15 protein-coding genes are annotated in these 12,134 nt (G+C 50.7%); 11 read left to right on the forward strand and 4 right to left on the reverse strand.

The genetic code is table 11. The features are described from left to right. Nucleotides 1–38: 38 nt before the first annotated feature. The 7 genes from JK198_RS07035 (at nucleotide 39) to nrdG (ending at nucleotide 5,434) form a co-directional block, all read left to right on the forward strand. The gene (locus JK198_RS07035) at nucleotides 39–518 is read left to right on the forward strand and encodes an ArgR family transcriptional regulator (protein WP_212707673.1); all 480 of its coding nucleotides are present in this window, start codon (nucleotides 39–41) and stop codon (nucleotides 516–518) included. A 65-nt stretch (nucleotides 519–583) separates the two neighbouring features. Continuing rightward, the gene (locus tag JK198_RS07040; protein WP_212707672.1) at nucleotides 584–769 is read left to right on the forward strand and encodes a hypothetical protein; all 186 of its coding nucleotides are present in this window, start codon (nucleotides 584–586) and stop codon (nucleotides 767–769) included. Continuing rightward, entirely contained in the window at nucleotides 762–1,697 is a 936-nt protein-coding gene (gene pyrB, locus JK198_RS07045) for an aspartate carbamoyltransferase (protein WP_212707671.1), read from the forward strand. The genes JK198_RS07040 and pyrB overlap by 8 nt, the downstream gene beginning before the upstream one ends. 15 nt (nucleotides 1,698–1,712) lie before the next feature. Further along, nucleotides 1,713–2,177, forward strand: coding sequence for an aspartate carbamoyltransferase regulatory subunit (gene pyrI, locus JK198_RS07050; protein ID WP_212707670.1), 465 nt, complete (start codon nucleotides 1,713–1,715; stop codon nucleotides 2,175–2,177). 79 nt (nucleotides 2,178–2,256) lie between these two features. Continuing rightward, the gene (gene ridA, locus JK198_RS07055; protein ID WP_212707669.1) at nucleotides 2,257–2,643 is read left to right on the forward strand and encodes a RidA family protein; all 387 of its coding nucleotides are present in this window, start codon (nucleotides 2,257–2,259) and stop codon (nucleotides 2,641–2,643) included. Between the two features lie 183 nt (nucleotides 2,644–2,826). After that, complete coding sequence (gene nrdD / locus JK198_RS07060) at nucleotides 2,827–4,959, forward strand: anaerobic ribonucleoside-triphosphate reductase (RefSeq protein WP_212710555.1); 2,133 nt, start codon at nucleotides 2,827–2,829, stop codon at nucleotides 4,957–4,959. A 10-nt stretch (nucleotides 4,960–4,969) separates the two neighbouring features. Continuing rightward, the gene (nrdG, locus tag JK198_RS07065; protein WP_212707667.1) at nucleotides 4,970–5,434 is read left to right on the forward strand and encodes an anaerobic ribonucleoside-triphosphate reductase-activating protein; all 465 of its coding nucleotides are present in this window, start codon (nucleotides 4,970–4,972) and stop codon (nucleotides 5,432–5,434) included. 49 nt (nucleotides 5,435–5,483) lie between these two features. Here nrdG and JK198_RS07070 read toward each other — a convergent pair whose 3' ends face one another. Both JK198_RS07070 and JK198_RS07075 read right to left on the reverse strand, forming a co-directional pair. Then, complete coding sequence (locus JK198_RS07070; RefSeq protein ID WP_212707666.1) at nucleotides 5,484–6,689, reverse strand: acyltransferase; 1,206 nt, start codon at nucleotides 6,687–6,689, stop codon at nucleotides 5,484–5,486. 398 nt (nucleotides 6,690–7,087) lie between these two features. Further along, on the reverse strand, nucleotides 7,088–7,516 hold the full coding sequence (locus tag JK198_RS07075) for a YhbP family protein (protein ID WP_212710556.1): 429 nt from the start codon (nucleotides 7,514–7,516) through the stop codon (nucleotides 7,088–7,090). 86 nt (nucleotides 7,517–7,602) lie between these two features. Here JK198_RS07075 and JK198_RS07080 point away from each other — a divergent pair, with 86 nt between their 5' ends. Then, nucleotides 7,603–7,890 carry a GIY-YIG nuclease family protein gene (locus JK198_RS07080; RefSeq protein WP_212707664.1) on the forward strand — a complete coding sequence of 96 codons (288 nt, stop codon included), beginning with the start codon at nucleotides 7,603–7,605 and terminating at the stop codon, nucleotides 7,888–7,890. Here JK198_RS07080 and JK198_RS07085 read toward each other — a convergent pair. Together JK198_RS07085 and JK198_RS07090 are read right to left on the reverse strand one after the other, a co-directional pair. Then, the gene (locus tag JK198_RS07085) at nucleotides 7,881–8,378 is read right to left on the reverse strand and encodes an N-acetyltransferase (RefSeq protein ID WP_212707663.1); all 498 of its coding nucleotides are present in this window, start codon (nucleotides 8,376–8,378) and stop codon (nucleotides 7,881–7,883) included. The two genes, JK198_RS07080 and JK198_RS07085, sit on opposite strands and share 10 nt — an antisense overlap. Beyond that, complete coding sequence (locus JK198_RS07090; RefSeq protein ID WP_212707662.1) at nucleotides 8,372–8,896, reverse strand: SCP2 sterol-binding domain-containing protein; 525 nt, start codon at nucleotides 8,894–8,896, stop codon at nucleotides 8,372–8,374. The genes JK198_RS07085 and JK198_RS07090 overlap by 7 nt, the downstream gene beginning before the upstream one ends. 155 nt (nucleotides 8,897–9,051) lie before the next feature. On the opposite strand from JK198_RS07090, the gene JK198_RS07095 reads away from it, so the two are divergent. From JK198_RS07095 to JK198_RS07105, 3 genes are all read left to right on the forward strand, one after another. Next, nucleotides 9,052–10,047, forward strand: a complete 996-nt coding sequence (locus tag JK198_RS07095; protein WP_212710557.1) for a peptidase U32 family protein — start codon at nucleotides 9,052–9,054, stop codon at nucleotides 10,045–10,047. A gap of 9 nt (nucleotides 10,048–10,056) precedes the next feature. Then, entirely contained in the window at nucleotides 10,057–10,956 is a 900-nt protein-coding gene (locus JK198_RS07100) for a U32 family peptidase (protein ID WP_212707660.1), read from the forward strand. A gap of 96 nt (nucleotides 10,957–11,052) precedes the next feature. Further along, nucleotides 11,053–12,069, forward strand: a complete 1,017-nt coding sequence (locus JK198_RS07105) for a luciferase-like monooxygenase (protein WP_212710558.1) — start codon at nucleotides 11,053–11,055, stop codon at nucleotides 12,067–12,069. Nucleotides 12,070–12,134 lie beyond the last annotated feature (65 nt).

Consider the following 12,134-nt stretch of genomic DNA (forward strand, 5'->3'; position numbering starts at 1 on the left):
GGCAGTTTCTGTCAGGTCCGACAACGGAGATGTCATTTATGCCTATTACCTCGCCAGCCACCAGCAGAGAACTGCAACAGCTGGCACTCTGCCAGCGGCTGATCCTGCAAAACAGCTATATTTCTCAGGAAGCTCTGCGCAAGGATCTCCAGCGCTATGGCTATCCGATGATCAGCCAGTCAACCATTTCACGGTTACTTAAAAACCTCGGGGTGATCAAAATCCGTAATAGCCGCGGGCAACGGATTTATACCCTCAGCCCGCTGGCGCAGCCGTTACCTCAGGCCAGCCGTCCGATTGCTGAAATGGTCGTCGATGTCGTTCATAATAATGAGTTTATTCTGGTACATACCGCTGCCGGTTATGGACGGGCCATCGCCCGCATTCTTGACTGCCAGCAACTGACCCAGACGATAGGCGTCGTTGCCGGCAGCGATAATGTCTGGATTGCTCCCAGACACAGCCGGCAGATAAGCTCTCTGTACCAACAGGTGCGCCATCTGCTGAATGCCGGATAATACCTGTTCCGGGTATCCCTTTTTCCCGGCGGACAATGCTTGTCAGAAATTTCAGGGCCGGTATAATGCGCGAAAATTTTCCGGGAGAAAGCATGGCACAGATGATGACACACTCTGATACCCGTATCCGCTTTGCTGCGGGCGATAGCCCTTTTTTCTCCGGCATTACTACCTATTCTGTTAAAGCCCCTGTTTCAGGGGCTTTTTTTTGCCCGCCATCTGCTCGTGCCGAGGACATCAATAATGGCTAACCCTCTCTATCGAAAGCATATTATCTCTATCAATGACCTCAGCCGTGAAGAGCTGGAGTTAGTGTTAGACACTGCCGCCCGGCTGAAAGCCTCACCGCAGCCGGAACTGCTGCAGCATAAAGTGATCGCCAGTTGTTTCTTCGAAGCCTCCACCCGTACCCGGTTATCGTTTGAAACTGCCATCCACCGGCTGGGAGCCTCAGTGGTTGGCTTTTCTGACAGTGGTAATACCTCGCTGGGGAAAAAAGGCGAGACCCTGGCAGATACGATTTCAGTGATCAGTACCTATGTCGATGCCATCGTGATGCGACATCCGCAGGAAGGCGCGGCACGGCTGGCAACAGAATTCTCCGGTGATATACCGATCCTGAATGCCGGTGATGGTGCCAATCAGCACCCGACCCAGACGCTGCTGGACCTGTTTACCATCAGTGAGACCCAGCAACGGCTGGATAACCTGAATATCGCGATGGTCGGTGATTTAAAATATGGCCGGACCGTGCATTCACTGACCCAGGCACTGGCTAAATTCAGCAATAACCGTTTCTTTTTTATCGCACCGGATGCGCTGGCAATGCCCGCTTATATCACCGATTTACTGGATGAAAAAGGGATTGTCTGGTCGCGCCATACCTCTATTGAAGAGGTGATGCCGCAGACAGATATTTTATATATGACACGGGTACAGAAAGAGCGCCTCGACCCGTCAGAATACGCCAACGTCAAAGCACAGTTCGTGTTAAGGGCCGCCGATTTAGCCGGTGCCCGTGATAGCATGAAAGTATTACACCCCCTGCCACGGGTCGATGAAATTGATACGGATGTCGACAGTACCCCCCACGCCTGGTATTTCCGTCAGGCCGGAAACGGGATTTATGCCCGCCAGGCATTACTGGCGCTGGTATTAAACGAACAACTGACGGCATAACGGGGAGAGATAATCATGACTCAGGATACTAAATTACAGGTAGAAGCGATTAAATGCGGTACGGTTATCGACCATATTCCGGCCCGTGTCGGCTTCCGTCTGCTGTCGCTATTCCGGCTGACCGAAACAGACCAGCGCATTACTATCGGGCTGAATCTGCCTTCCGGTGAAATGCAGCGTAAGGATTTGATCAAAATTGAGAATACCTTTCTTACGGATGATCAGATTAATCAGCTGGCAATTTATGCCCCCCATGCCACCGTTAACCGGATTGATAACTATGATGTGGTGGCCAAGAGTATCCCGGCAATGCCGGAACGAATTGAACGGGTGCTGACCTGCCCCAATAGTAATTGCATCAGCCATAATGAGCCGGTTCACTCGGTATTTACGGTACGCCAGCGTGCCGGAGATATCTCACTGAGATGCAAATACTGTGAAAAAGAATTTGCACATCATGTTGTTATAGGACACTGGTAATCAACACCGGCGCTTCTATAATGGGAAAACATCTGGCAGAAGGCGCCACCGCCTTCTGAATTATCATTAAGGGGAATTTATGTCTCGCGTCATCAGTACCGAAAAAGCACCTGCCGCTATCGGCCCTTATGTACAGGCTGTCGATCTCGGGAATATGGTTATCACTTCCGGCCAGATCCCTGTGGACCCGAAAACCGGTGAAGTTGCAGATGATGTTGCAGCGCAGACCCGTCAGTCACTGGCAAATGTGCAGGCAATCATTGAGCAGGCCGGCCTGAGTGTCGGTGATATTGTAAAAACAACGGTTTTTGTGAAAGACCTGAATGACTTTGCCACGGTCAATGCGACTTACGAAGCTTTTTTTACTGAAAATAACGCCGGTTTCCCTGCTCGCTCCTGCGTTGAAGTCGCCCGGCTGCCGAAAGACGTAAAAATTGAGATTGAAGCAATCGCTGTACGCCGCTAATCAGTCTGTCTGTTCCCGGAACATTCCGGGAACAGTATCGTTTCAGATACTGCCCGTGTCATTTTTCCACGATAGCCTCCTCTCCGCTTCTTTGTTTTTAATCAAACTCTCTGCAACTATTTCGCTTAATTCACTACATATTGTGTTTTAAAATCACCAAAACACAATATACAGGAAATAATCATGGATCATCTGGTGATTAAACGGGATGGCTGCAAGGTCGCTTTCTGCCGCCAGCGCATTATGCATGCCATTACTGCGGCAGCTGAAGCTGCGGGGGTCACAGATAAAAATTATTGTGAAGCCATGACCACCGTTATCTGTACCGAATTACAGCGACAGCCTGTACTGGATATCAGCCTGATACAACAGACGGTCGAAAACAAATTAATGGCAGGCCGTTTTCCGGAAGTCGCCCGTTGTTATATTGAATATCGCCATGATCGCGACAAAATACGCGAACAGCACAGCCGTTTACACCAGGAAATTCAGGGGTTGGTGGAACAAACCAATGCCGCTCTGCTGAATGAGAACGCCAACAAAGACAGTAAAGTGATCCCTACACAGCGCGACTTACTGGCAGGGATTGTGGCTAAACATTACGCACGACAGCATATTTTACCGCCGGCGGTGATGCAGGCGCATGATCGCGGCGAGATCCATTACCACGATCTCGATTATGCCCCTTTCTTTCCGATGTTTAACTGTATGCTGATTGATTTACAGGGCATGCTGACCCACGGGTTTAAAATGGGTAACGCTGAAATTACTCCGCCAAAATCTATAGCCACCGCAACCGCAGTCACCGCCCAGATTATCGCGCAGGTCGCCAGCCATATTTATGGCGGTACAACGATTAACCGTATTGATGAAGTACTGGCCCCGTTCGTTGATGCCAGCCTGCAACGCCATCGGGAGATTGCCCGTGAATGGCAGATTAAGGATGTGGAAGGCTATGCGGATGCACGTACCCGTAAAGAGTGTTTCGATGCTTTTCAGTCGCTGGAGTATGAGGTAAATACCCTGCATACCGCTAATGGCCAGACCCCTTTTGTCACCTTTGGCTTCGGGCTGGGAACGTCACGTGCTTCACGGCTGATTCAGATCTCTGTCCTGAAAAACCGCCTTGCCGGACTGGGAAAAAACCGTAAAACGGCCGTATTTCCGAAGCTGGTGTTTGCTATCCGCGAGGGAGTAAACCGCCGTCCCGAAGACATTAATTATGATATCAAGCAACTGGCACTGGAATGTGCCAGCCAGCGGATGTATCCGGATATTCTGAATTATGATCAGGTCGTAAAAGTGACCGGGTCGTTTAAAACCCCGATGGGCTGTCGCAGTTTCCTCGGCGTATATGAAGAAGATGGCCGGCAGATCCATGAAGGACGTAATAATATCGGGGTGGTCAGCCTGAATTTACCCCGTATAGCCCTGCAAGCCGGCGGTGATGAAACCCGTTTCTGGTCATTGCTGGAACAGCGGCTGGATACGGCGAAACAGGCACTGATGAGCCGAATCAGCCGTCTGGAAAATACCTGTGCCAGGGTTGCCCCCATACTCTATATGGAAGGTGCCTGCGGGGTACGTTTGCAGGCCGATGAAAAAGTCGGCAAAATTTTCCGTAACGGCCGGGCATCCGTGTCTCTGGGATATATCGGCCTGCATGAAACCATCAATGCCCTGACAGGTAACCGGCAGCACCTGTTTGATTCGGCGGAATTGCAGGAAAAAGCGCTGGCGATTGTCACCCGGCTGCGGCAGGCAACAGATCAGTGGAAAACCGAAACTGGCTATGGGTTCAGTCTGTACAGTACTCCCAGTGAAAACCTGTGTGACCGTTTCTGCCGGCTGGATGCTGCAGAGTTCGGGCTTGTCGCCGGAGTAACCGATAAAGGCTATTACACCAACAGCTTCCACCTGGATGTCGAAAAAGCCGCTAACCCCTACGATAAGATTGATTTTGAAGCGCCTTATCCGCAAATCGCTAATGGCGGTTTTATTTGCTACGGCGAGTACCCGAATCTGCAACATAATCTGAAAGCTCTCGAAGATGTCTGGGATTACAGCTATTCACGTATTCCTTACTATGGCACCAATACGCCCATTGATGAATGTTATAACTGTGGCTTTAAAGGTGAATTCAGTTGTACCAGTAAGGGATTTACCTGTCCGCAGTGCGGAAATCATGATCCGGCCCGGGTGTCAGTCACCAGGCGGGTATGCGGCTATCTTGGCAGCCCCGATGCCAGACCTTTCAACGCCGGTAAGCAGGAAGAAGTAACGCGTCGCGTAAAACATATGCCGAACGGTATATAAGGCCCGGTATATGAATTACCACCGCTATTATCCTCTGGACGTGGTAAACGGTCCGGGTACCCGCTGTACGTTGTTTGTCTCCGGTTGTGAACATCACTGCCGGGGATGCTACAACCAGTCAACCTGGCGGCCGGACTCAGGGTATCCGTTCACTCCGGACCTGGAAGATCAGATTATCACCGACCTTAACGACAGCCGCATTCCCCGCCAGGGACTATCATTGTCTGGCGGAGATCCACTGTATCCGGCCAATATCAGCACAATATTACGGTTGGTCAGCCGGATAAATGCTGAGTGTCCCGGCAAAGATATCTGGCTGTGGAGCGGTTACCGCTTTCAGTGGCTCACCAATGAACAGCGCAAAATAGTGGCTCGTATTAATGTACTGATCGACGGTAAATTTATCGATAGCCAGAAAGATCTGACCCTGAAATGGCGCGGTAGCAGAAATCAGCGTATCTGGTATCTGCGCTGAGCCCTGACCCGACAAGACTGCATCATCAGGACTCAGAACAGCATTGCTGTCACTCGCGGGCCTGCTGCGCATTGGCAGTCTGTTTTTTAGATCCGGACCTGGAATTCAGGTAATTTCCGCAGGGAATTTCCACAAATTTATACAGGATCCAGCCCAGGAGCACACTGACGACTGCCGCGAATACCAGTATCAAAATCCCGTCAGGGAGATTAAATTTCTCGCCCCCTGCCCAGCGTTTCAGCAGGATTAAGATAGTGAAATGGATCATATAGAAGCCGAAAGAAATATTACCCAGCCACTGCATTACCGGTAAATTCAGGAATGATTTTTTTCCCCGGATATCACCGACAGTCAGAGATCCCAGCAGGAAAACCAGCGGATATAACGTAATCAGGTTATAACTGAACTGAAAAGGTAAATTCACATCAATAATGTAGCTGGCGGCCACCAGCAGAGTACTGGTAACAGTACTGATGCGGATAAAGTAACCTTCGAGAATAATACGGGAAAGTACCAGCCCGATAACGAATTCAAATACCCTGGTCAGCGGGAAAGTGTAAGACAGCCACCACTCGATTTCACCGACTTTAAAAGGCCAGCCGGGCAGCGGTGTTTCATGACGGGTCGCATAGAAAATAATGACCTGACTGATGATCATGCCGAGATAGCAGATAAAGATGGTGGTCCACAGTTTATCTGCGGGGAGGGCTTTCACCCAGCGGAAAACAAAAGGAAAAATAATATAAAACAAAATGATAGCGCATAAAAACCAGCTGGGTGTATTCCCGCCAATATAATTCTCTGCCCGCGGGATCCAGCTCTGAACCAGAAATAAGTTAGGTAACCAGATATCCGGCCGCCGGAAACTGATCACCCCGGTCGCGACCACAATCACCATAACCACCACATTTACCGGGTAGATCTTTGCAAAGCGACGTTTATAAAAGCGCAGCGGGTGATCGACCGGGCGGGACGACCATCCCATCACAAAACCGCTCAGGATAAAGAACATAGATACACTGACCCAGCCGCTTTTACTGAAGATCACGTAATACCAGTGACTGACCTGAGGATCAGAAAACGGTGCCAGAATCGGACCCAGGGTCGAGTGAAACAGAAACACACTGATCGCCGCGATAAAGCGAATGCCGTTCAGCGAGGTCAGATTAGGTAACATTCCTTTCTCATTACGCCGGACAATATGGTGCGCCGTCGGCGACCAGGACTGAGGTTCTGAAGCTTTACTGTTTTGCATAGACTCCCCCACTGAAAACAGATATACCGGACAACTCATTGATAAAAAATATTACACAATGAGAAAAAGTGACTGTATGACTGTATGCAGGTGAAATGCTCACAGAGCCTGGTTTCAGCTCCGGAAAAATGATTTATAAATAAAGTAAAGTTACCGATAATGTATTTACGATGAACACATCAGGCATTAACTAATAGATAACATCAGAGATGATTGCAAAGGAAATTAATAAATAAAAGTTATCTTTATGAATAACCTGATTTTATTTATTGTGACTTTTTGTACATGGCAACAGATCAAGGAAGGAGAAGGGGAAGCGGCGCAGGCGCAGTATCCTGTACGCCAGAGGATCGCAAAGGGGCTGCCCGCCTCCCTGCGTCAGTACCGCCAAATAACATTCAGGCCGAACGTGACCAGTGGATTTTTTTGCCAAAACCGAGTGTATTATCGGTCATTTTGAGTTGATCAGGACGGATTTCCCACAAAGGGGCTTTCATCGCTCTGGCAACCGGAAACTGCCGCTGGTAACAGGCGACTGCCTGCTGTAGCCGCTCACCCTGCGGTCGAAAAATTTCACCGGTGTACTGAATGCCTTTAATTTTCATCACTGACTCTGTCGGGGTCGTCACGGTACCTGCCACCCGGTTGTTTTTCAACATCAGCTGACCATGACGGGTACTTTCTTCTGTCATCAGCCAGAAAGCTATTTCCTGTTCATCAAACACATAAAAGCAATTCGCAGCCCACAGGCTTTCACCGCTGCCGGTACACAGGGTCAGTACATGATGTTTTTTAAGGTAATTAATACAATGTGTTAAATCAAACATATTCAGACCTTAGCCATTACCCAATGGCATCACGAGAAACTGCAGGCTACACTGCCTGCAAAAATCAGGACAGGAAAAAGATACTGATGGAAAAGTGCTGGTCCCTTTATATGGTGCGTACCGCATCAGGTGCCTTATATACGGGCATCACTACAGATGTTGCACGGCGCTTTATGCGCCATCAGCAGGGTAACGGTGCTAAAGCTTTGCGCGGCAAAGGTCCGTTAAGCTTAGTGTTTCAATGCCCTGCCGGTGATCGTTCGCTGGCGTCAAAACTTGAATATCAGCTTAAGCAACGATCCCGCAGGGATAAACTGTTACTGGTCGCTCAGCAACCCGATAACCTGTTACTCTGGTTTAAAGATCATCCGTAAAAAGGCGCTGAGAATGTCAGTGTTCCGTGGCCCGTTTCTGTCGGACCATTTGCCAGCGGATAGATAAGCAGGGCCTGTTGCGTATGACCGGCCGGGCACTGGTATTCCAAACCATCAGCGACAGTAAAACCGACCCGTGGCAGGCAGGCAGTCTGATTTTCGGCGATCACTGCACTGTAGCCAAACTCATTCAGGGTATCCAGGGCTTCACAGACCAGTTTTTCATCCAGCCCCGCAGGCTGGTCACTGTTCACTGCCAGCGGATATAACACCACCCAGCCATGATCTTCACCGCCTGAAGTTACCGGACTGAACGCCGCATAACCCAGTACCTGCCCTTCATCATCTGTCGCAACCACACCCAGAGTAAGCAGCCCCTGTTCGCGCAGCATTCTGACCCGTTTCGCTTCATGCTCTGAGCCAAAACAGTGTTTTAATAAACGGTCGATGCCTGGTGCATCAATACCAATCTCAGTCCGAATTAGCATGAGTTCTCTTCGCGCACCGTAATAACGCTGGCGTCCTGTGTCATTCCTGCTTCTGTAAATGCAGCAAGATGCTGCAACCCGTTATATAATAACGCCGGCATTGCTTCGGGTTCGATAGCATCCATCAGGTTTTTTACCGCAAGCCCCAATTCTGTATCACCTTCCACAATCAGCCGGCGCTGGAAGAATAACATATCCGGGTCTTTACGACCTGCCGCGAGTAAAATCAGATCATTAATTCCTGCCCGGAACCAGACATCCGCCACTGAATCATCAGTCACGATAATCCGCCCTGCCTCCAGAGTCATCACCCATTTCCAGCGCAGATCACTGATATCAATACCCAGCCTGCGTTGTTGCAGAAAATCAATTTCACCGTCAGCAATCAATTGCTGGTACTGCCAGTTGATCAGCTGTCGGAGACACATTTTTTTGCAGAACAACGGCACCCTGCCCAGAGGGGTGGCCAGTAATCCCGGCATCCTGTTAACCAGTTGATAATGTAAGCGCTGCAGCATGGTATCTTCCTTAATCTGACATCAGAACAAAAACGCCATTTTATCTGTAGATCCGGTGATCTTCGTGACTATCCGGTAATACTCTGCCCTGAATCAACTTTCTGGCGGATAAATTTCCCTACACTTTCTTCCCTGTAAATTCTGTGGAGAGACGTATGGAACTGTTATGTCCGGCAGGTAATCTTCCCGCCCTGAAAACTGCAGTGGAACAGGGGGCAGATGCAGTGTATGTCGGCCTGAAAGATGATACTAATGCACGGCATTTCACCGGGCTGAATTTTACCCCTGAACGTCTGGAACAGGCGGCAAAATATCTGCATCAGCACCAGAGAAAGTTGCATGTTGCTATCAATACCTTTGCTCATCCGGCCGGTTTTAACCGCTGGAAACAGGCGATTGATGTTGCAGTAAACAGTGGTGCTGATGCACTGATCCTCGCCGATCCGGCACTGCTGGAGTACGCTTCGTCACGTTATCCCCGGACGGAACGGCATTTATCGGTTCAGGCTTCTGCGACGAATACAGAAGCGATACGTTTCTACCAGCGCGAATTTGCTGTCCATCGGGTGGTGCTGCCAAGGGTGCTGTCATTACATCAGGTACGGCAACTGGCCCGGGAAACGACAGTGCCGCTGGAAGTATTTGCTTTCGGCAGCCTGTGCATTATGGCGGAGGGGCGCTGTTATCTGTCTTCCTGGATGACCGGTGAATCTCCGAATACGGCGGGAGCCTGTTCTCCGGCCAAATTTGTCCGCTGGCAGACCACAGGCCAGGGTATGGATTCGCGGCTGAATAACGTGCTTATTGACCGTTTCCGGCTGGATGAAAACGCCGGTTACCCGACCCTGTGTAAAGGCCGCTACCTGGTCGACGGGCAGCGCTATCACGTCCTTGAAGAACCCACCAGCCTGAATACCCTGGCACTGCTGCCGGAACTGCAGCGGATGGGCATTGTTTCAGTGAAGATTGAAGGCCGGCAACGCAGCCCTGCGTATGTACGGCAGGTAACTTCAGTCTGGCGACAGGCAATTGATCATTGCCAGAATGCCGACGGTAACTTCGGGGTGGATCCGCGCTGGATGCAACAACTTGGTGAGCTGGCGGAAGGCACACAAACCACACTGGGTGCGCTGCACCGCCAATGGCAATAAGGATAGCCGATGAAATACGCCCTCGGGCCGGTACTGTGGTACTGGCCAACAGAAAAATTAGATGCGTTTTATCAGCAGGCGGCCAGCAGTACCGCAGATATTATTTATCTCGGTGAGGCAGTATGCAGCAAACGCCGTGCCACCTCCTTCGGACAATGGATGGAACTGGCCCGCCCGCTGGCGACAGCCGGTAAGCAGGTGGTGTTGAGTACCTTATCCCTGCTACAGTCCCCTTCCGAACTGAAAGAATTAAAACGCTATATCAGCAACGGTGAGTTTATGATCGAGGCCAGCGATATGGGCACCGTCAATCTTGCCGCTGAGCATGGGCTGCCTTTTGTTGCCGGACATGCACTGAATATCTACAACGCACCGGCCCTGAAAATACTCCTCAGACAGGGAATGATACGCTGGTGTATGCCGGTGGAACTGTCGCGGGACTGGCTGTCAGAGTTGCTGAAAGCGTGCGAAGACGCCGGATTTCGCGATCAGTTTGAAGTGGAAGTGTTTGGTTACGGATATCTGCCGCTGGCATTATCCGCACGCTGTTTTACCGCCCGCTCGGAAAATCGTGATAAAGACCATTGTGAGACTTGCTGTATCCGTTACCCGCAGGGCCGCAAGGTACTGTCACAGGAAGGGCAGCAGGTGTTTGTACTGAACGGAATTCAGACCATGAGCGGATACTGTTATCACCTCGGCAATGCACAGAAAGGGATGCACGGGCTGGTAGATGTTTTCCGTGTATCACCGTCAGATTTACAGACACCGGCGCTGATACGACAGTTACGTAACAACCAGAACGGTGAGGCTCCCTTTGATTTAGTACCAATCGACCACTGCAACGGTTACTGGCGCAATATTGAAGGGATGGCGCTGGATAACCCGCCAGGGGCACAATCGGCTTAGGTGATCCTAAACAAAACCCGATACATTGAGAGTGACGTGTTCTGCGTCACTCTGCCGGTAATCCGTCAGAGATTTCGGTGTGATAAAGGTATGACTATGTCTGAGCTCAAGCCCTTCAAACTTTCAGTACTGGATCTTTCCCCGGTCCCTGAACACTCTGACCCGCGAACTGCTTTTAGCAATTCACTGGCACTGGCAAAATACGCCGAATCCGCCGGGTATCATCGTTACTGGCTGGCTGAGCACCATAATATGACCGGGATTGCCAGTGCCGCTACGTCGGTGCTGATTGGCTACCTGGCCGCAAATACCCGCCATCTGCGTCTGGGATCAGGCGGTGTTATGCTGCCTAACCATGCCCCGCTGGTGATTGCGGAACAATTTGGTACTCTCGCCACTCTGTATCCTGACAGGATTGATCTGGGTATTGGCCGTGCACCGGGCTCTGACCAGCGGACCATGATGGCACTGCGCCGTCATATGAGTGGCAATGCCGAAGACAACTTCCCGCAGGACATTGAACAGCTGATCCGCTGGTTTGATGCTCCGGCAGGTACCGCTTTTGATGTTCAGCCGGTTCCGGGCACCGGGCTACGGGTTCCGGTATGGCTGCTGGGTTCCAGCCTGTACAGTGCACAGCTTGCGGCGCGGATGGGGTTACCTTTCGCCTTCGCTTCTCATTTTGCACCGGATATGCTGTCGCAGGCAGTGACTCTTTACCGCGAAAATTTCCGTCCTTCCGACCGGCTGGCAGCACCTTATGTGATGATTGGTGTGAATGTGATTGCCGCCGAAAGTAAAGCCAGAGCGCGCTTTCTGTTTACTTCACAACAACAGCAGTTTATTAACCTGCGTCGTGGTATGCCCGGGCCGTTACCTGCCCCGGTCGAAAATATGGATACGGTCTGGTCGCCGGCCGAAAAATATGGTGTTGACCGGGCGCTGGGGATATCGCTGGTCGGAGACCAGGCCTCTGTCACCCAGGGACTGGCATCTTTGCAGCAGCAATACCAGCCAGATGAACTGATGATTAACGGGCAGATTTTTGATAATGAGGCACGGATTTATTCGTTCTCCCTGGCCATGGCCGCGGCAGAATCGCTGAAACACTGATCTGCCACCGGCCAGCAGATATAAAAAAAGCGATGGTTTTCACCATCGCTTTTTTATTTTCTGAC

The sequence above is a fragment of the Tatumella sp. JGM91 genome, from assembly GCF_018257575.1.
GTDB lineage: Bacteria > Pseudomonadota > Gammaproteobacteria > Enterobacterales > Enterobacteriaceae > Tatumella > Tatumella punctata.